Raw genomic sequence first — 18,842 nt, forward strand, 5'->3', positions numbered from 1 at the left:
ACTCCGACCGGTGCGCCTCGACGAGGATCCTCACGGTTCCCCTACGCGCTTCGTCGAGACGCATGCGGCCTGCTCACGGCGGGGCACGGCGTCACGCGCCGTATGCTCTCGGAGTGACTGCCGCGCGACGAACCCTCAGCACGGGGACGATCATCGTCCTCGCGTTGGTGCTCGTCGCCGTGATCGTCGTCGTCACCGGCTTCCTTCCGGCTCCGGATGCCGGTGCGCTCGGGGTGCGCATCGTGCCGGTCCTGGGGTTCGTGATCGCCATCACGATCGTCGCCGAACTCGCCCGCGATGCCGGTGTCTTCGATGTGCTCGCCCAGAGGCTCGCCCGCTGGGGTCGCGGCCGTGTGCTGGCGCTGTGGGCATCGGTCGTCGCGCTCGCCGTGGTGAGCACGGTGTTCCTCTCGCTCGACACCACGGCCGTGATCGTGACCCCCGTTGTCGTGGTGCTGGCGCAGAGCATCGGCGTCTCTCCGTTGCCGTTCGCGCTCGCCACAGTGTGGCTGGCGAACACGGCATCCCTCGCGCTGCCCGTTTCGAACCTCACCAACCTGCTCGCCGCTCCCGCGATCGGCGGGGATCCGGGAGCGTTCATCGCGCTCAGCTGGGCGCCGACGCTGATCGGCGTGCTCATCCCGGTCGCGCTCCTCACGATCGTGCACCGGCGCACCCTGTTCGGCGCCTACCGCCTGCCGCCGCCGGGGACGCCGTCCGACCGCGTGCTCTTCTGGGGAACGGCCTCGGTGCTCGTCGTGCTGCTGCCGTTGCTCACCCTGACGCACGACGTGTGGATCCCCGCCGGCGCCGCAGCGCTGCTGCTTCTCGTGCTGTTCGCGGTACGGCGTCGGCACGTGCTGCGGCTCGGTCTGGTGCCGTGGTCCGCGATCGGACTCGCGGCCGCTCTGTTCGTGCTGGTGGAGACGGCGCACGCCCACGGCATCCTCGATCTCCTGACCGAGCTGGCGCCCGGCGATCACGGGCCGGCGGCGCTCCTGCAACTGGCCGGGATCGGTGCTCTCGCCGCCAACGGCGTGAACAACCTCCCGGCATACCTGATCCTGGAGCCCGCCGCCGGTGACCCGGTGGCGTTGATGGCCTTGCTGATCGGTGTGAACCTTGGCCCGCTCATCACGCCGTGGGCATCGCTTGCGACGCTGCTGTGGCACCACCGGATCGTGGCCCTCGGCGTGTCGATCAGCTGGCCGCGCTTCATGCTCTGGGGGCTCGTCGTGGCGGTGCCGACGGTCACGGCGGCGACTCTGGTGCTGGCCCTCGTCGCCGGGTGACGCGGGGGCGTCAGTTCTGCGGTGGACCAGCGGGCCGGTGCGCGCGACGGCCGTTCACGACGACAGGCCGACCGGCCCGCTCCTGTCCGGGTAGCGGGCGGGAGCGGCGTCCGTAGATCAACTCGGAGGAGTCCAGCAGCCACGGCACGAGCGTGATCGAGACGCCGTGCACGAGCATCAGCTGGTTCGCCATGCGGCGGGCCCGGCGGTTGTGCAGGAAGGTCTCCCACCAGTGCCCGACGATGTACTGCGGCAGGTAGACGGTCACCACGGACGAGCCGTGCTTCTCGCGGTACTGCGTGATGAACTGCGCCACCGGTTGCGCGAACGACCGGTAGGGCGATTCGATGATCACCAGCGGGATCGGCATCAGGTGATCGGCCCACTCCTGCTGCAGCTCGGCCGCGTCATCGGCGGCGACCCCCACGTGCACGGCCAGAGTCTTGCCGTGCTTCGCGGCGACGGCGTACTCGACAGCCTTCACCACGGGTTTCTGCAGCCGGTTGACGAGCACGAGTGCGAGGTCTCCCGTCGCACCGAAATGCGTCGTGTCGTCGATCGCGATCTCGTGCTCGACGTCGCGGTAGTAGCGCTTCACGCCCATCATCAGGAACGCGAGCACGGGGATGGCGAGGAACACCAGGTAAGCGCCATGGGTGAACTTCGTGATCGTGACGATGAGGAGAACGAGGATCGTGAGGGTCGCGCCGACGGAGTTGATGATCAGGCCGACGCGCGCGGATCGGAGATCGGAGGCACCCGTCTTCCCTTCCGCCGGCGTGCGCAGGATGCGCCGCCAGTGCCGGACCATGCCGAGCTGGCCGAGCGAGAACGACACGAAGACGCCGATGATGTACAGCTGGATGAGCGTCGTCAGCTTCGCCTGGAACACCACGAGCACGATCATCGCGACGATGCCCAGCGCGATCATGCCGTTCGAGAAGACCAGCCGGTCGCCGCGGGTGTTCAGCGCCTTCGGGGCGTAGCCGTCGCGGGCGAGCACGGAGCCGAGCAGCGGGAAGCCGTTGAACGCGGTGTTCGCGGCGAGCAGCAGCACGCATGCGGTAGCGGCCTGCACGATGAAGAAGAGGATGCTGCCGCCGCCGAACGTGGCGCTCGCCACCTGCGCCATGAGGCTCGGCTGCGGGTTCGTGCAGTCGAAGCCGATCAGGTCGCAGGGATTCTCCGCGTAGTGAACCCCGGTGATCAGGGCGAGCGCGGTGAGGCCGGCGAACAGGCCGATCGCGATCGAGCCCATCAGGACGAGGGTGGACTGCGCGTTGCGCACCTTGGGCGCGCGGAAGGCGGGTACCCCGTTCGACACCGCCTCGACGCCGGTGAGGGCGGAGCATCCGCTCGAGAAGGCGCGCAGTACGAGAAGGATGACCGCCGCCTGACTGAGGTCTTCGGCGTGCACGGCGAACTCGGCACTGGACGCGACCGGCGCATCGCCGAGGAACGTGCGGACCAGGCCGGTGACGATCATGAACCCGACCGAGGCGATGAAGACATAGGTCGGGATCGCGAACACGAGGGATGCTTCACGCACGCCGCGCAGGTTCACGACGATGATCAGGACGACGAACCCGACGGCGAGCCACACCCGGAACGGGTCGAGCGCCGGCACGGCCGAGATGATGTTGTCGACGCCGGACGCCACCGACACGGCGACCGTCAGCACGTAGTCGACGAGGAGAGCCGCCGCGACGACGACACCGGGGATCTCGCCGAGGTTCTTCGACGCGACCTCGTAGTCGCCCCCACCCGACGGGTACGCCTTGATGAGCTGACGGTAGCTGAGCACGACCACGATCAGCAGCACGATGACGCACACGGCCACGATGGGCGTGAACGACAGGAAGGTCAGTCCGCCGATCAGCAGGATCATCACGAGCTCCTGCGGAGCGTACGCCACGGAGCTCAGCGCGTCGGAGGCGAAGATCGGCAGCGCCATCCGCTTGGGGAGCAGCTGTCCCTCGAGGTGCTCGTTCGTCAGCGGGTCTCCGATGAGGATGCGCTTCGCGAGTTGAGGGGTATCCGGCAGGCTCCGGGTTTCATTTGCCACGAGCGGCGACGATACGCCCCCGCGGGGTCGTGATCCCGGCATCCTTACGGAATCCCTACGGGGCACGAGGGCCCCCTTACGGAATCCTTACGGCGCTGTACCTTGCGGCGGCCACTCGTCGGCGAGAAGGCCGTAGTTCATGCCATCGAGCCATACACCGGAACGGTGCAGTGCCGTTCTGCGGCTGAACTCCTCGCGCCGCATCCCGAGCCGCTCCATCAGTCGCCAGGATGCGTCGTTGTCGGCGAAGCATCCGGCGTGTACTCGGCGCAGTCCCAGTTCGCCGAAGCAGACCCCGATCACCGCGCGCATCGCCTCGGTTGCGTAGCCACGGCCTGTGTGCGCCGGGTCGAGAACCCAACCGAGCTCTGCCTGTACAGCCTTCGCGTCGTCGACGACCTCTTCCTGCGCCCATGCGTCCTCGACTCGCACCATGACATCGCCGATGATCGTCGGTGCTCCCCGGTCGGATTCGGGCAGGAGGCCGATGACGAACAACGCGTCGAGGCGCTCCGGAGCAAGGAGCCGCTCGCGGAACTCGTCTCTGGTCGAGGGAGCGGAGCCCAGCCAGCGGTGGACTTCGGGCAGCCGTCGGTACTCCCACACGGCATCGAGATCTTCCGGGGTGCATCTGCGGACATCGAGCCTGGCAGTGCGAATCGGCCAGGCATCTCCGCCTCGAGAATCCGTCATCGCTCCAGCGTAGGTGTCGCCTCCGACCAACCGCGCTCACAGGATTCGCATCGTTGCGTCATAGCATCCCCCATGCGGTGTCATATCGGGAGCACATCCAGCGTTGCTTGTCTGGATCCAGACGACAGGAGAACACCATGGGCGAGACGACGACCGATCCGCGATGGATCGACGAGCACGGCAATGAGATCGACGAGGACCACCGCGGCCTGGTGCACGACATCCGCACGATGGTGAACCGGCGGCGGGCGCTGGGCATCTTCGGCGGGGTGGCCGCGACGGCGCTGCTCGCGGCGTGCGCTCCGGTGGCGTCATCCGACGGCGGTTCCTCTGGCGCGCCGAACGGTTCAGGTACACCGGGCGGGGCGCCCCAGGCGGAGGGCGACGGCGCGACCGTGGAGGGCGAGGTGCCGGACGAGACCGCTGGGCCGTACCCCGCCGACGGTTCGAACGGCGTGAACGTCCTCGATGATTCCGGGATCGTACGCAGGGACATCCGTTCCAGCTTCGGATCCTCGACGACGACCGCAGAGGGGATACCGCTGGAGATCGTGCTGACCGTGCGCGACGCCGCGACCGGCAGTGCCATAGTCGGCGCCGGCGTCTATCTGTGGCACTGCGACCGGGCGGGGAACTACTCGCTCTATTCGGACGCCGCCTCGGACGAGAACTACCTCCGTGGCGTGCAGGAGACCGACGACACCGGGACTGTGCGCTTCACCTCGATCTACCCGGGCTGCTATGACGGCCGTTGGCCGCACATTCACTTCGAGGTCTACGGGGATGTCGCGACGGCTGTCGCGACCGGACCGATCGTGAAGACCTCGCAGATCGCCCTCCCCGAGGAGAGCAGCACGGCGGTGTACGCGACCGGCGGCTACGAGAACAGCGTGAGCAATGCATCCAGGGTGACCCTGGCCGGCGACCTCGTGTTCAGCGATGACGGTGGCATCCACCAGATCGCCACGATGACCGGCGGCCTCTCTGAGGGGTACACGGCAGCGCTGACGATCGGGGTGTGAGGGGTTGAGCGTGTCGACGGGCCGCTGCGGGCGAACACCCAGGCGATTCCGATCACGGATGCGTAACGTCAGGAGCATGAGCACGGTTTCCGTCGACGAGCAGGCCATCGCCGAGGCGAAGGATCTCCGCGATCAGTTCCAGCGGTTCCTCCGGGAGTACGAGTTCGGGATGCGCGAGGTCGAGACGAAGATCTCGATCCTCCGCGACGAGTTCACCCACAACCACGCGTACAACCCCATCGAGCACGTGAAGAGCCGGATCAAATCACCGGACAGCATCGTGGAGAAGGTCGCCCGCAAGGGGATCGAACCTGACTTCGACACCATTCGTGCCGAGATCACCGACATCGCCGGTGTCCGTGTGACGTGCAGTTTCGTGGCAGACGTGTACCGCCTGTTCGACCTGCTCACTCAGCAGGACGACGTCACGATCCGTCAGGTGAAGGACTACATCGCCGATCCCAAGCCGAACGGCTACAAGAGTCTGCACACGATCATCGAGGTACCCGTGTTCCTGTCCACCGGGCCGATCGCGGTGCCGGTCGAGGTGCAGTTCCGCACCATCGCCATGGATTTCTGGGCGAGCCTCGAGCACAAGATCCACTACAAGTTCCAGGGTCAGATCCCCGGGCACCTGGTCGACAGCCTCACGGAAGCGGCGGATGCGGCGAGCGAGCTCGACGTGCGAATGGAGCGGCTGCACCGCGAAGCCCACGGCGTGCGGCCGCGCGAACTCGCGCCACCGCGCGTCATCTCGGTGTAGCCCCTGCTCAGCCCAGGAACTCGCGCGCGGCCGTGTTCAGCGCCGTGACGCCCACCTCGATCGTCGGATGCATCTCCGGTGCGTAGAACGGCGAGTGGTTGGTGGGGATGTCCTCGGCCTGCCGGCCTGCTGCGGTCGCTTCGGCGAACTTCACCGGATCCGCACCGCCCCAGAACCAGAACACGAGGGGAGCACCGGCGTCGCGGGCGAACCACGACACGTCCTCGCTGCCGGTGAACATGCCGGGGTCGATGACGGATGCGTCACCGAGGGCGCGTTGCAGCGCGGCGGTGACGCGTGCCGTGGCGGTCTCGTCGTTGATCGTCGCGGGCAGGGTGTGGTCGGTGCGGATCTCGGGTTCGCGCTCGGCGCCGGATGCCGCGGCTTCGGCCCGCACGATGCGCTCGACGCTCGCGAGCACCTTCTCGCGGGTCTCCTCGTTCGGATACCGAAGGCTGAGCTCGAGCTTCGCCTCGGCAGGGATGATGTTGTTCTTCAGGCCGGCGTGGATGGATCCGACGGTGACGACGGCGACGCCCTGCGGATCGATCTCGCGCGAGGTGATGGTCTGCAGGCGCATCACGGTCGCCGCCGCCATCACCACGGGGTCGATCGTGGCGTGCGGACGCGAGCCGTGTCCGCCCCGGCCGTGAAGGGTGACGGTGAGACCGTCGGATGCCGCCATCTGGGTGCCGGGGCGGACGCCGATGACTCCGGCGGGCAGGGGCGTGACGTGCTGGCCGAGCACGACATCGGGCTTCGGGTAGCGGTTCAGGATGCCGTCGTCGAGCATGGCCCGCGCGCCCGCGCCGTACTCCTCCGCAGGCTGGATGATCACGACCACTGTGCCCGACCAGTCGGGGCGTGCGGCGACGAGCTTCTCGACGGCCCCGATCATGGCGGTGACGTGCATGTCGTGACCGCAGGCGTGCATGACGGGGACGGTGGTGCCCGTGGGGTCGATGCCCTTCGCCGAGCTCGCGTAGGCGAGACCGGTCTGCTCCTCGACGGGCAGGCCGTCCATGTCGGCGCGGAGCCAGACGACAGGGCCGTCGCCGTTGCGCAGCAGGCCGACGACGCCGGTGATCCCGACGCCCTCCTCCACCTCGAGGCCGAGATCGCGGAGGTGCCCGGCGGCGATGCCGGCCGTGCGGGTCTCCTGGAACGAGAGTTCCGGATGCCGGTGCAGATCGGTGTACAGAGCCTCGAGGTCGATCGTCATGCCCTCACCTTAGTGCGCCTCTCCTTGCGAAGGATTTGACCTCGACAGCGCTTGAGGTTTTAGCGTGGGAACGTGACAGGAACCCGAAAGAATGCCGCAGAGCCGCCAGCCGCCGGCCCGGTGCCGACGCCCGTCGGCGAAGGGCTCAAGGCGGCGTTCCGCACCCATCCGGCCGGCGTCGCCATCATCTCGGCGATGACGGGCGAGGGTCCGGTCGGCCTCACGGCGTCGAGCGTCGCCTCGGTCGCCGTGGACCCGGCCGCGATCGTCTTCTCGGTGACGCGTGCGACAGGCTCGGCTGGTGCGATCCTCGGCGCCGACACGTTCGTCGTGCATCTCATCGACGACGAGCACTCGGCTCTCGCGCAGAGTTTCGCCACAAGCAGCGCCGACCGCTTCACGCCTGAACAGCGCTGGAGCGCCCTTGACACGGGCGAGCCGTTTCTCGCCTCCGCGCGCGCCGCCCTTCGCTGCCGGTCGCTGCACACGGTGGCCGTCGGCTCGTCGACGGTCGTCATCGCCGAGGTGCTCGATGTGATCCACGGCCCGCAGGGTCGTCCCGTCGTGTACCTGAACCGCGGATTTCACTCGCTCGCGCATCAGCTCTGAGGCGCTCATCGTGCCGCGCGCTGAGTCCGCGTGTCTCACATCCACAAATCGGTACTTGTACAAATGACAACTTGTGGAGCAGAATGAGCGCGGAGGTGCTCATGGAAGCTCTGAGTCTCGATCACGCGTTCCACGCGCTCGCGGATGGCAACCGGCGGGCGATCCTCGCTCTGGTGCGCGCCGGGCGTCGACCGGTCGGTGAGATCGCGAGCGAACTCGACCTGTCGCAGCAGATCGTGTCGCACCACCTGAAGGTGCTTCGCGAAGCGGGTCTGGTGTCGGGGACGCGATCGGGGACCCGGCACCTGTACGCGGTGCGGGTGGAGGGACTCGCCGAGAGCAAGGCGTTCTTCGACGATTTCTGGCCCGAACGGTTGACGCGGCTCAAGGCCGCGGTCGAGACGGCGGAGGTGGCCGGCGATGGCTGAGCACCGCTCGAGCATCGATATCGCGGCGCCGCCGGAACGGGTCTTCGAGTATCTCGTGACCCCGGACGGGATCACGGCCTGGATGGGCGACTGGGCTCAGGTCGAGCCGATCCCCGGTGGCGAGTTCTCCGTGAACATCGCCGGCTACGGCGCCCGCGGGATCTTCCTCGAAGTGGACCGACCTCGACGGGTGACCGTGTCGTGGGGCTTCGAGGGCAGCACGCGGCTGCCCCCGGGCTCGTCGACCGTCTCGTTCGAGCTGAGCGCGACCCGTGGCGGCACGCGGGTCGAGGTCGTGCACACCGACCTGCCCGAGAGCGAGGTGCCCGGACATGTGAACGGATGGGAGCACTTCGTTCCGCGGCTCGCCCTCGCAGCGACCGGGCAGACGCTTCCCCCCGATACCTGGACCCCGTTGCAATGACCGAGATCGAAGGAGTGAACGATATGACGAACACACCGACGCCCCTCAGCGTCGTGGAGGCCTATCACCGAGCCTGGACCGGCGGCGACGTCGATCGCGCCCTGACATACCTCGCGGAGTCCGTCGTGTGCTCCGCGCCCGACCCGGAGATCACCACGAAGGACGACTGGGGGCGGTACCTGGCGCGATTCGTCCCGATGCTCACCGGAACGCCCGAACTGACCCGGATGGAGGACGGCGATCGGGTCGCACTCTGGTATTTCCCGCAGACGGCCGTCACGGCCACCACGCTCGCCGGTGAACTGTTCCGCGTCGACGGCGAGCAGATCACCGAGATCCACCTCGCCTTCGACAGGCTCAGTTACATGCCGCCTGTGCCGGCATGAGGCCTGATCAGCCGAGGAGCTCGCCTACGAGCGTCTCGATCCGGCCGCGGATCTCGTCGCGGATCGGCCGGACCGAATCGATGCCCTGTCCTGCCGGGTCGTCGAGCTTCCAGTCTTCGTAGCGTTTGCCGGGGAAGAACGGGCACGCGTCGCCGCATCCCATCGTGATGACGACGTCGGAGTCCTGTACGGCCTCGGTCGTGAGGACCTTCGGCTGCTCGCCGGTGATGTCGATCCCGAGTTCGGCCATCGCCTCGACGGCGATCGGGTTGATCTGCTCCGCGGGCATCGAGCCGGCGGAGCGCACCTCGACGCGGTCGCCGCCGATGTCGCGCAGGAACCCGGCGGCCATCTGGGAGCGGCCCGCGTTGTGCACGCAGACGAAGAGGACGGACGGCTTTGCAGAGGTCATGCGGACTCCTTGGAGGTGGGTGGGGTGAGCAGGTCGTCGATGAGGATGCGGATGCGGGCGGCGATGTCGTCACGGATGGCTTCGACGCCTTCTGCAGACGCGAGTGCAGGATCGCCGACGGCCCAGTCCTCGTAGCGGACGCCGGGGATGACGGGACAGACGTCGCCGCACCCCATCGTGATGACGACATCGGCCGCGCGGACGGCATCATCGGTGAGCGGTTTGGGGAAGCGCTCGGATGCGGCGTCTCCCTCGATCTCGGCGAGGATCGAGCGCACGTGGGGGTGGATGACGTCGGCCGGGCTGGATCCTGCGGAGCGGGCGATGATCCTGCCGCCGGCCGTCTGGTTCACGAGGGCCGCGGCGAGCTGGGAGCGGCCGGCGTTCGCGACGCAGACGAACAGCACCTGAGGCACGCTCGCGTCGCGGTCGCGGGTGAGGTCGCTCAGGCGCTGGCGGGCGAAGCGCTCGGTGAGCGGGATCAGGGCTGATGTCACCCTGGCCGACCGGGCGAGAGACGTGTACGACTCGCGGACGGTCATCAGCACCACGCTCGCCTCGAGCTCGGGAACCTCAGCGGCGAGCTCTTCTGCGAGACGGGTGACCCGGGCGTCGAGGTTCGGGCGCTGCGCCTCGTCAGGTGAGCCGACGCTCCAGGGGGCCGCCACGGTCGCCGGTGCGAACGAGTCCAGGAGCGTGGTGACGGCGCGCCGGCGGTCGGCCTCGATGCGATACCAGACCCAGGTGCCGCGCCGCTCGGATGCCAGGACGCCGACATCCTTGAGAACCTTGAGGTGGTGCGAGACCGTTGGCTGCGAGACTTCGGCGAGTTCGGCCAGATCGCAGACACAGGATTCACCCCGCGGGTCGGAGGCGATGGCCGACAGCATCCGCAGTCGGAGCGGATCGGAGAGCGCCTTCAGCGTCGTGGCGACGGATGTCGCGGCATCCTGCCCGATCGCGTGAGTGGCGACGGGGCTGCAATCTGCCGCGAGGCTGAGCGTCTCTCTCTGTATCGACATGTGTCTATATTGACGCCTATCGATTCAAGATGCAATGCGGGCGCGTCTATTTCACCAGCAGTTCATCTTCGAGCGATGCGCCGGAATCGAATCGCTGGTCGAGGATTCAAAGAATGGTCAGCAATCACTGTATATTCATCGGATGCTGACCATTGCCTCCCGCCTCGATGTGATGAACCGGCTCGGCCGCGCGATGGCCGATCCGACGCGATCGCGCATCCTCATGACGCTCATCGACGGGCCGAGCTATCCCGCCGTACTGTCGCGCGGGCTGGGACTGTCCCGCTCGAACGTCTCGAATCACCTGACCTGCCTGCGCGACTGCGGCATCGTGGTCGCAGAACCCGAGGGGCGGCAGACACGCTACGAGATCGCCGACCCTCATCTCGCCGCTGCCCTGACGGCTCTCGTCGACGTGACACTCGCCGTCGACGAGAACGCCCCCTGCGTGGATGCCACGTGCTCGATCCCCGGATGCTGCGGAACGAGCACCGACGCATGACCGCGCTGACGGGCGACCGGCGTGCCCTGCTGCGCCGGCGGGTCCGCTTCATCGTCGCATTCACGATCACCTACAACGTGATCGAGGGGATCATCGCGGTGGGGGCGGGGGTCGCCGCCTCCTCGGCGGCGCTCATCGGATTCGGTCTCGACTCGGCGGTGGAGGTGCTCTCCGCGGCCGCGATCGCCTGGCAGTTCACCCGGAAGAGCCCCGAGCACTGGGAGAAGGCCACCGTCCGCGCCGTCGGCCTCGCGTTCTTCCTCCTGGCCGCGTACGTGGCGATCGACGTCGTTCTCAGCCTGATCGATCAGAACGGCCCCGAGCACAGCCCGTTCGGCCTGGGGATCACGGCGCTCAGCCTGATCGTCATGCCGCTGCTGGCCTGGTTCGAGATGCGCACCGGCCGCGAGCTGGGATCGAAGAGCGTGATGGCTGACGCCAAGCAGCTCATCCTGTGCGTCTACCTCTCCGGCGCCGTCTTCCTCGGCCTCGTCCTCAACGCCGTGCTCGGCTGGTGGTGGGCGGACTCCGCAGCCGCCCTGGTCGTCGCACTCCTTGCCGTCCGGGAAGGCATCGAGGCCTGGCGCGGCGACATCGAGTCACCGTTCGAGGTGCTCGAGGAGCTCGAGCACGAAGACGCCTGAGCGCCTCAGCGCCTCACACGGAAGCGCCCACCGGCCGCCCGATCTGCTGTACCGCCGGGGCGGCGCAGCATCCGCTCGATGCATCGTCGAAGTCGCCGGAGCCGCCGCAGACCCCCGTCTCGGGAAGAGCCAGCTCGTTGCGCGCTGCAGCCTCGTGGTCACCGGCGAGGTGGGCGACCACGCTGCGCACCTGCTCGTACCCGGTCAGCGCCAGGAACGTCGGCGCGCGGCCGTAGGACTTCACGCCCACGATGAAGAAGCCGGGCTCGGGCTGCGCGAGCTGACGTGCCCCCGTCGCTGCGACCGAGCCGCAGGAGTGGATGTTCGGGTCGATGTCGGCGGCGATGCCGGAGACGGCGTCGAGCACCGGGTCGAGGTCGATGCGGAGTTCGCGCAGGATGCTCGTGTCCGGCCGGAAACCGGTGAGGGCGTAGACATGCGCGACGTCGGCGACCTCCCGGCCGTCCTCCGCGACGATCGTGAGCGCATCGGCATCCTTCCGGAATGCGGCGACGCGGAAGCCGGTCACCAGCTCCACAACGCCCGATTCGATCACCTTGCGGGCGCGTGACCCGAGCGCAGCGCGCTCCGGGAGGTCGTCTCCGGCGCCCCCTCCGAACACGTTCGTCGCACTGCCGCGGCGCAGCAGCCAGGTCACGCGCGTGCCGGGCGCGCGGCGCGCGAGTTCGCTGAGCCGCAGGACGGCATGCGTGGCGGAGTGCCCGGCGCCCACGACGACCACGTGCCGACCGGCAAGCTTCGACACGTCATCCGGGATGCGGTAGGAGATTCGGTCCGCAGCCCGGGACTCGCCGAGGGCGGCGAAGCCGTCGGCGCCGGCCGGGTTAGGGAGCGACCAAGTACCGCTCGCGTCGATGACAGCACGGGCGAGGATGCGGGCGTCGGCCCCGTTCGCATCCATGGTGTGCACGACGAACGGCTGGCTCTTGCGACCGCCCTCGACGACCTTGTCGCGGCCCTGGCGGGAGATGCCGGTCACGGTGGTCGCGTACCGGACCCGCTCACCGAGTGCATCCGCAAGTGGTGCGAGGTACTCGTCCACCCACGAGGCGCCCGTCGGATAGCCGGATGCCGGGGCGCTCCATCCGGTCGGCTCGAGAAGGTGACGGCCCGCGGCATCGGTGAGTTCCGGCCAGGCCGAGAAGAGGCGGACGTGCCCCCATTCCGACACCGCCGCAGCGGGGCCGGTGCCGCGTTCGACGACGACGACGTCCAGATCGCGCTCGACCAGGTGTGCGGCGGCGGCCAGGCCCTGCGGGCCGGCGCCGATGACGACGACAGGAAGCTCAGACATCACATCTCCTCAGATTGAGATTCATCGATATGACGACTGTCGCGCATCTATCGAAGAATGTCAATACGTGGCACAATGAAGATGTGAGCCTGCCAACGACCATCGAAGCGCCGGCATGCTGCGTGCCGCCGCTCACGTCTTCTCTCACTGCCGAAGACGCCGAGCGCATCGCGCATGTCTTCAAGGCGCTCGGCGATCCGACGCGCGTTCGCCTGCTCTCGCTCATCGCCGCCTCCGACGGCGGTGAGGCCTGCATCTGCGATCTCATCGATCCGGTCGGTCTCTCGCAGGGCACCGTCTCACACCACATGAAGCTGCTCGCCGATGCCGGATTCGTCACCCGCGAGCAGCGTGGCAAATGGGCCTACTTCGCGCTCACCGAGGGTGCGCTGGATGCCGCGGCCGACGCGCTGCGCTCCCTCTGACCTGGCCGATCACCCGCGGAGCTTCAGGTTCCGCTGATCGCACGCCCGGTGTCGTACGCCCACATCGCGGCTTCGACACGAGTGCGCAGCCCCAGCTTGCTGACGAACAGCACTCCGAGGCCTCAGCGCAGCTGTGCGAACTTCTCGACGTTCACCGTGGAGCCGACGACGAGGACCGTGTCGCCCTCATGCAGGACGTGGGAATTACAGTCGCGCGGTGGTTCCCCGCACGTTCAACTCGAACGGCAGAGCCGCTGGCGCGCGCGCCGGCGCCGCATCCGTCGCCGCGAGCTTGGCGAGCACCGCATCGGCCGCACGTTCGCCCTGCCCGAGCGGGAACTGGTCGACGGTCGTGAGTTGGAAGAACTCGCCCAGTTCATGCCCGTCGATGCCGACGACCGAGAGATCCTCCGGCACACGGAAGCCCAGGTCCCGTGCGGCGAGGATCGCACCGATCGCCATCTCGTCGGATGCCGCGAACACCGCCGTCGGGCGGGGGCCAGGTCGTCCGAGCAGCTGCTTGGCCGCTCGGTAGCCGCCGCCGACGGTGAAGTCGGCGGGTTCGAGGAAGGCGTGGTTCAGGGGGATCCCGGCCTTCACGAGTGCCTTCTCGAACCCGAGGCGGCGGTGGGTGGGGATGTGGAAGTCGAGATCGAACTCCGGATTCGCGCCGATGTGCGCGATGTCGCGATGACCGAGGCCGATCAGATGCTCGGTGGCCAACTGCGCCACGGCGACGTCGTCGACGGTGAGCGTGTCGAGGTTCGGGTTGGGCCCGCCGATCGCGATGACCGGAAGGCCGAGCTCAAGCAGCCGGCGCGTCTCGTTCTCGTCGAGCTCGATGGAGACGGCGATGACGGCATCCACCCGCTGGCGCCGCAGGAAGGTGTCGAAGACCTCGTTGCGGACGTCTCTGTCCTGCGTGATGTTGTAGAGCGTGATGTCGTAGCCCTGGCGCATCAGGGCGCTGGACACCCCGGAGAGAACGGCGCTGAAGAACCAGCGATCGAGGAAGGGCACGATGACGCCGATGTTCTTCGTCCGCCCCGACGCCAGACTCGACGCGCGCGAGGAGACGACGTAGCCGAGTTCCTGCGCGGCCACCCGCACCCGTTCCCGGGCGGATTCCGAGACGTGCCCGCGCCCGCTGAGGGCGCGCGAGACCGTCGCCGTGGAGACGCCGGCCAGTCGCGCGACCTCATCGATGCTCGCCATGGGGTGGCGTTCAGGCCTTGGTGTACCAGGCGGCGGTGTCGACCGGAAGCGACGTGCCGTCGAACGGCCGGCTCTGCAGCAGGAACGTGACGTCGTCGCCGAGCTCGATCGGCTCGGTGCCGAGGTTGGCCACGACATGGACGTCGCCGCGACGGAATGCCACTGCATCGGCTCCGGCGTCCTCCCACACGAGAGATCCGGTGCCGAATCCGTGCTCACGGCGAGCGGCGAGCAGCTCCTTGTACAGCGACAGGGTCGAAGTGGGATTGGTGCTCTCGACCGCGCGGGCGTACTGCGCCCACTCTGCGGGCTGCGGCAGCCACGAGGCGCCGGTGTCGTTGAAGCCGAATGCCGGAGCATCCGCCTCCCACGGCAACGGGACGCGGCAGCCGTCGCGGCCGTAGCGCTCGCCGTTCGTGCGGAACCAGGTCGGGTCCTGCCGGAACTCGTCCGGGATCTCCATCGCCTCAGGCAGCCCGAGCTCTTCACCCTGATACAGGTACGAGGAACCGGGGAGCGCGAGCATCAGCGTAGTCGCCGCGCGGGCGCGGGCGAGGCCCACTGCGGTGTCCGGCTTGTCAGGCGTCTCCGGTCCGATGCCCTCGCCCTGCGGGTTCTCGGACGTCAGTGCCAGACGCGAGGCGTGACGGACGACGTCGTGGTTCGAGAGCACCCAGGTGCTGGGGGCGCCGACCTTGCCGAACTCGTCGAGCGACTCGCGGATGACGTCGCCGAGGGCCTTCGCGTCCCACGGGGTCATCAGGTAGGGGAAGTTGAAGGTCTGGTGCATCTCGTCGGGGCGCACCCAGAGCGCCGTCTTGGAGAGGGTCGGCAGCCAGGCCTCGCCGCAGAGAGCCCGGTCGCCGTCGTACTCGGCAAGCAGCTCGTGCCAGTCGCGGTAGATGTCGTGCACCTCGTCCTGGCCCCAGTAGGGCACGTTCTCCTCGCCGCCGCCCATCGAGTCGGCATCCTCCACCGGGGCGTAGTCGGGAAGGCCGGCCTCCTTGACCATGCCGTGCGCGACGTCGACGCGGAAGCCGTCGACTCCGCGGTCGAGCCAGAAGCGCAGGATCGACCGGAACTCCTCGCGGACCTCGGCGTTCGTCCAGTCGAAGTCGGGCTGGGTCGGGTCGAAGATGTGCAGGTACCACTGGCCGGGCGTGCCGTCGGGCTCGGTCACGCGCTCCCACATGCCGCCGCCGAAGACGGACTCCCAGTTGTTCGGGGGGAGGTCGCCGTTCTCGCCGCGGCCGTCGCGGAACACGTAGCGTCCGCGTTCGCGGCTTCCGGGCGCGGCCTTCAGCGCCTCCTGGAACCAGACGTGCTGGTCGGACGAGTGGTTGGGGACGAGGTCGACGATGACGCGGATGCCGCGGGCATGCGCCTGCGCGAGCATCTCGTCGAAGTCGGCGAGCGTGCCGAAGATCGGGTCGACGTCGCGGTAGTCGGCGACGTCGTAGCCCGCGTCCTTCTGCGGGCTCGTCATGAACGGACTCAGCCAGATCGCGTCGATGCCCAGGTCCTGCAGGTCGTCGAGGCGCGAGGTGATCCCGGGAAGATCGCCGATGCCGTCGCCGGAAGCGTCGGCGAACGATCGGGGGTAGATCTGGTAGATGACCGCACTGCGCCACCACTCGGAACCGGGGGCTGCGATCTGCTCAAGCTGTGCCATGGGATCAGAGTAGTGCAAACGCTTACAGCACTGGTAGGCGCGGGATCGAATCGGTTCGCCTTGGGACGCCGGAGCGCCGAGCGATCAGTTCCCGAGAACGATGTTGAGCGGTTCTTCGCCCTTCAGCATCCTTTCGATCTGCCTGCGGATCAGGCGGGCGATCCGTGGATTCATCGCGGTGGATGCGCCGCCGACGTGCGGGGAGATCAGCACTCCCTCGGTCTTCCAGAGCGGATGCCCCTCCGGGAGCGGCTCGGGGTCGACGACGTCGAGTGCCGCGCGGATGCGCCCCTCCTGCCGCACGAGTGCGTCGGTGTCGACGAGGGTGCCGCGGCCGACGTTGACCAGGAGCGCGCCGTCGCGCATCAGCGACAGGGTCTCGTCGTCGAAGAGGTGCCGGGTCTCGTCGCCGCCGGGCAGCGTGAGCACCACGATCTCGGCGTCCGGGAGGAGGGCGGCGAGCTCGTCGATCCCGTGCACCGCCAACTCGCCGAGCCTGTCGTGCCGGATCGTGCGAGCGGTGCGCGCGACCACGGTGAGCTCGACCTCGAAGGGCTGCAGTCGCACGGCGATCGCCTCGCCGACGCCGCCGAACCCGACCAGGAGCACCCGGCGGTCGGCGAGGCTCTCGGCGAACACCGGCGACCACTCGGCGCGATCCTGCGCGAGGACGAACCGCGGGAACTGCCGCTGCGAGGCGAGCATGAGGGCCATCGCGAGTTCGGCGGTCGAGGTCTCGTGCACGCTGGCGGCGTTGGCGAAGAGCAGGCCGGAGGGCAGGCTGTCCGCGACGCCGTCATAGCCGATCGACTGGCTCTGCACCAGGCCCACATCGAGCCCTCGAAGGGCGCCGAGGACGGAGGAACCGCCCATGTACGGGGGCACGACGATGTCGAGGCGATCGCGGGGCGCCGGGGACTGCATGTCCCAGATCAGCAGCTCCGCGCCCTCCGGAACGGAGCCGATGTTCTCGGCGAGACGGGCATGGGGGACGGTGACGACGATGCTCACCCTTCGAGCGTAGTCGCGGCATCCGGATGCGTGTCATCTGTTGCGGCGTGCTCGCGGCGAGTAGCGTCGGGGGCACATCGCGTCAGTGATGTGCGTGTCTTGAGCGGTATCGAGGCGAGGAGAGATCATGGTTCCCGAGATCAACTACTGGGCGGTGCTGCTGGCGACGGCCTCGAGCATGCTCGTCGGATCGATCTGGTACGCGCCGAAGGTGTTCGGCACGCGCTGGTCGAAGCTCGCGAACGTCGACATGGACAAGCCGGCGGCGAGCGCGACGATGGCGATCATCACCACCCTGATCGTGAGTTTCCTCACCGCGTGGGTGCTCGCCGGCGCGACCGCGATCGCCTGGCACTTCTACGAGGGGTCGTTCTTCGTCTCGGCGTTGTTCACCGGGATCGCGCTGTGGGCCGGGTTCACGGCGGCGCGCTTCATCACGCACGACGCGTTCGAGGGGCGCCCGACGGCGCTGACCACGATGAACATCGCGCACGAACTCGTCACCGTCGTGGTCATGGCCGTGCTCATCGGCGTGTGGCCGCCGGCTCTCGGCTAGCCTCGGCATCCGCCGTCCCGTGTGTCACTTGCAGGACTGATTCACAACTGCAGGACGAAACGGCGGTGATCGGTCCTGCATCCGCGCTTACGTCCTGCAAGTGGAACGCGCGGCGACGGATGCTGCGCCGAGACCGTTACGCGGCGACGCGGGCCACGGCGGCGATCGCGCTCGCGAAGAAACCGATTCCGTCGACGCCGGATCGCATCGCGGCCGCCGTGTCGGGACCGAAGCCGGCCTCGGTGGCGTGCTCGGGATGCGGCATCAGGCCGACCACGTTGCCCGCTTCATTCGTGAGTCCGGCGATGTCGCGGAGCGAGCCGTTCGGGTTGACGCCGGCGTAGCGGAAGGCGACGAGGCCCTCGCCTTCGATGCGGTCGAGGGTCTGCTCGTCGGCGATGTAGCCGCCGTCGGCGTTCTTGAGCGGGATCACGATCTCCTGGCCGGTGCGGAAGGAGTTCGTCCACGCGGTGTCGGAGTTCTCGACCGTCAGCTTCTGGTCGCGGCGCACGAAGTGCTGGTGGCCGTTGCGGATCAGGCCGCCGGGCAGCAGGTGCGCCTCGACGAGCATCTGGAATCCGTTGCAGATGCCGAGGACGGGCATGCCCTTGGCTGCGGCATCCTTCACCTCGGCCATGATCGGCGACAGCGCGGCGATCGCGCCGGCGCGCAGGTAGTCGCCGTAGCTGAAGCCTCCGGGAAGCACGAGGGCGTCGACGCCCTCGAGGTCGTGCGAGCCGTGCCACAGGGCGACAGGCTCGGCGCCGGCGATGCGGACGGCGCGCTGCGCGTCACGATCGTCGAGCGAGCCCGGGAACGTGATGACCCCGATGCGGACGGTCACTCGGCGACCTCGATGCCGACGACGTCCTCGATCACGGAGTTGGAGAGCACCTCGTCTGCGATGCGCTTGGCCTCGGCGAGAACCTCGTCGGTGACCTCGCCCTCGACGGTGAGCTCGAAGCGCTTGCCGATGCGGACATCGGAGAAGCCCTCGACGCCCAGGCGGGCGAATGCGCCGGAGACGGCCTTCCCCTGCGGGTCGAGCAGTTCGGGCTTGGGCATGACGTCGACGACGATGGTGGGCATGAACGCTCCAGGAGTCACGAGAGGGCTGGCGGCTTCAGTCTACCGGCCCGTGGCATCCGTCCACGCGGGGTGGAT

At 68.3% G+C, this 18,842-nt stretch carries 22 protein-coding genes; 11 read left to right on the forward strand and 11 right to left on the reverse strand.

All coding sequences use genetic code 11. The features are described 5' to 3' along the window. The first annotated feature begins 113 nt into the window (after positions 1 to 113). A complete protein-coding gene (locus CUR96_RS14045) occupies positions 114 to 1,292 on the forward strand; it encodes an SLC13 family permease (RefSeq protein WP_245861283.1) in 1,179 nt (392 codons plus the stop codon). 10 nt (positions 1,293 to 1,302) lie between these two features. Here the strand turns inward: CUR96_RS14045 and CUR96_RS14050 are convergent, their stop codons facing one another. Beyond that, the gene (locus CUR96_RS14050) at positions 1,303 to 3,399 is read right to left on the reverse strand and encodes an APC family permease (RefSeq protein WP_102193893.1); all 2,097 of its coding nucleotides are present in this window, start codon (positions 3,397 to 3,399) and stop codon (positions 1,303 to 1,305) included. Positions 3,400 to 3,444: 45 nt separating this feature from the next. Beyond that, the gene (locus tag CUR96_RS14055) at positions 3,445 to 4,050 is read right to left on the reverse strand and encodes a GNAT family N-acetyltransferase (protein ID WP_102193894.1); all 606 of its coding nucleotides are present in this window, start codon (positions 4,048 to 4,050) and stop codon (positions 3,445 to 3,447) included. 137 nt (positions 4,051 to 4,187) lie between these two features. On the opposite strand from CUR96_RS14055, the gene CUR96_RS14060 reads away from it, so the two are divergent. Beyond that, complete coding sequence (locus CUR96_RS14060) at positions 4,188 to 5,072, forward strand: intradiol ring-cleavage dioxygenase (RefSeq protein WP_102193895.1); 885 nt, start codon at positions 4,188 to 4,190, stop codon at positions 5,070 to 5,072. Positions 5,073 to 5,148: 76 nt separating this feature from the next. Continuing rightward, on the forward strand, positions 5,149 to 5,835 hold the full coding sequence (locus CUR96_RS14065; RefSeq protein ID WP_102193896.1) for a GTP pyrophosphokinase: 687 nt from the start codon (positions 5,149 to 5,151) through the stop codon (positions 5,833 to 5,835). A 7-nt stretch (positions 5,836 to 5,842) separates the two neighbouring features. Here CUR96_RS14065 and CUR96_RS14070 read toward each other — a convergent pair whose 3' ends face one another. Continuing rightward, positions 5,843 to 7,057: an amidohydrolase gene (locus CUR96_RS14070; RefSeq protein WP_102193897.1), complete on the reverse strand. Its 1,215-nt coding sequence runs from the start codon at positions 7,055 to 7,057 to the stop codon at positions 5,843 to 5,845. 120 nt (positions 7,058 to 7,177) lie between these two features. Between CUR96_RS14070 and CUR96_RS14075 the strand changes: the two genes are divergently transcribed. From CUR96_RS14075 to CUR96_RS14090, 4 genes are all read left to right on the forward strand, one after another. Further along, entirely contained in the window at positions 7,178 to 7,666 is a 489-nt protein-coding gene (locus CUR96_RS14075; protein ID WP_245861323.1) for a flavin reductase family protein, read from the forward strand. Between the two features lie 101 nt (positions 7,667 to 7,767). Beyond that, complete coding sequence (locus tag CUR96_RS14080; RefSeq protein ID WP_245861285.1) at positions 7,768 to 8,094, forward strand: ArsR/SmtB family transcription factor; 327 nt, start codon at positions 7,768 to 7,770, stop codon at positions 8,092 to 8,094. Further along, positions 8,087 to 8,518, forward strand: a complete 432-nt coding sequence (locus tag CUR96_RS14085; protein ID WP_102193900.1) for an SRPBCC family protein — start codon at positions 8,087 to 8,089, stop codon at positions 8,516 to 8,518. Before CUR96_RS14080 ends, CUR96_RS14085 begins: the two co-directional genes overlap by 8 nt. A 23-nt stretch (positions 8,519 to 8,541) precedes the next feature. Then, positions 8,542 to 8,904 carry a nuclear transport factor 2 family protein gene (locus CUR96_RS14090; RefSeq protein WP_102194033.1) on the forward strand — a complete coding sequence of 121 codons (363 nt, stop codon included), beginning with the start codon at positions 8,542 to 8,544 and terminating at the stop codon, positions 8,902 to 8,904. A 7-nt stretch (positions 8,905 to 8,911) separates the two neighbouring features. On the opposite strand, the gene CUR96_RS14095 is transcribed toward CUR96_RS14090, so the two are convergent. Further along, on the reverse strand, positions 8,912 to 9,316 hold the full coding sequence (locus tag CUR96_RS14095; protein WP_102193901.1) for an arsenate reductase ArsC: 405 nt from the start codon (positions 9,314 to 9,316) through the stop codon (positions 8,912 to 8,914). After that, positions 9,313 to 10,338, reverse strand: coding sequence for a metalloregulator ArsR/SmtB family transcription factor (locus tag CUR96_RS14100; protein WP_102193902.1), 1,026 nt, complete (start codon positions 10,336 to 10,338; stop codon positions 9,313 to 9,315). Before CUR96_RS14100 ends, CUR96_RS14095 begins: the two co-directional genes overlap by 4 nt. 142 nt (positions 10,339 to 10,480) lie before the next feature. On the opposite strand from CUR96_RS14100, the gene cmtR reads away from it, so the two are divergent. After that, positions 10,481 to 10,840 (forward strand): Cd(II)/Pb(II)-sensing metalloregulatory transcriptional regulator CmtR, encoded by a 360-nt coding sequence (gene cmtR / locus CUR96_RS14105; protein ID WP_102193903.1) that lies wholly within the window; start codon positions 10,481 to 10,483, stop codon positions 10,838 to 10,840. Beyond that, on the forward strand, positions 10,837 to 11,484 hold the full coding sequence (locus CUR96_RS14110; protein WP_102194034.1) for a cation transporter: 648 nt from the start codon (positions 10,837 to 10,839) through the stop codon (positions 11,482 to 11,484). Before cmtR ends, CUR96_RS14110 begins: the two co-directional genes overlap by 4 nt. 13 nt (positions 11,485 to 11,497) lie before the next feature. Here CUR96_RS14110 and CUR96_RS14115 read toward each other — a convergent pair whose 3' ends face one another. After that, the gene (locus CUR96_RS14115; protein WP_102193904.1) at positions 11,498 to 12,799 is read right to left on the reverse strand and encodes an FAD-dependent oxidoreductase; all 1,302 of its coding nucleotides are present in this window, start codon (positions 12,797 to 12,799) and stop codon (positions 11,498 to 11,500) included. An 83-nt stretch (positions 12,800 to 12,882) separates the two neighbouring features. Here CUR96_RS14115 and CUR96_RS14120 point away from each other — a divergent pair, with 83 nt between their 5' ends. Further along, the gene (locus tag CUR96_RS14120; protein ID WP_245861287.1) at positions 12,883 to 13,224 is read left to right on the forward strand and encodes an ArsR/SmtB family transcription factor; all 342 of its coding nucleotides are present in this window, start codon (positions 12,883 to 12,885) and stop codon (positions 13,222 to 13,224) included. Positions 13,225 to 13,428: 204 nt separating this feature from the next. On the opposite strand, the gene CUR96_RS14125 is transcribed toward CUR96_RS14120, so the two are convergent. From CUR96_RS14125 to CUR96_RS14135, 3 genes are all read right to left on the reverse strand, one after another. Next, entirely contained in the window at positions 13,429 to 14,439 is a 1,011-nt protein-coding gene (locus tag CUR96_RS14125) for a LacI family DNA-binding transcriptional regulator (RefSeq protein WP_102193906.1), read from the reverse strand. A 10-nt stretch (positions 14,440 to 14,449) separates the two neighbouring features. Then, on the reverse strand, positions 14,450 to 16,111 hold the full coding sequence (locus CUR96_RS14130; protein WP_102193907.1) for a glycoside hydrolase family 13 protein: 1,662 nt from the start codon (positions 16,109 to 16,111) through the stop codon (positions 14,450 to 14,452). Positions 16,112 to 16,195: 84 nt separating this feature from the next. After that, the gene (locus CUR96_RS14135; protein WP_245861289.1) at positions 16,196 to 17,122 is read right to left on the reverse strand and encodes a 2-hydroxyacid dehydrogenase; all 927 of its coding nucleotides are present in this window, start codon (positions 17,120 to 17,122) and stop codon (positions 16,196 to 16,198) included. Positions 17,123 to 17,249: 127 nt separating this feature from the next. Here CUR96_RS14135 and CUR96_RS14140 point away from each other — a divergent pair, with 127 nt between their 5' ends. Further along, positions 17,250 to 17,678 carry a DUF1761 domain-containing protein gene (locus tag CUR96_RS14140; protein ID WP_102193908.1) on the forward strand — a complete coding sequence of 143 codons (429 nt, stop codon included), beginning with the start codon at positions 17,250 to 17,252 and terminating at the stop codon, positions 17,676 to 17,678. 136 nt (positions 17,679 to 17,814) lie between these two features. Here CUR96_RS14140 and purQ read toward each other — a convergent pair whose 3' ends face one another. Next, a complete protein-coding gene (purQ, locus tag CUR96_RS14145) occupies positions 17,815 to 18,522 on the reverse strand; it encodes a phosphoribosylformylglycinamidine synthase subunit PurQ (protein WP_102193909.1) in 708 nt (235 codons plus the stop codon). After that, the gene (gene purS / locus CUR96_RS14150; protein ID WP_045256886.1) at positions 18,519 to 18,767 is read right to left on the reverse strand and encodes a phosphoribosylformylglycinamidine synthase subunit PurS; all 249 of its coding nucleotides are present in this window, start codon (positions 18,765 to 18,767) and stop codon (positions 18,519 to 18,521) included. Before purS ends, purQ begins: the two co-directional genes overlap by 4 nt. Positions 18,768 to 18,842: the final 75 nt, after the last annotated feature.

This window comes from Microbacterium aurantiacum, from assembly GCF_002872075.1.
In the GTDB taxonomy this organism is placed as follows: domain Bacteria; phylum Actinomycetota; class Actinomycetes; order Actinomycetales; family Microbacteriaceae; genus Microbacterium; species Microbacterium aurantiacum_A.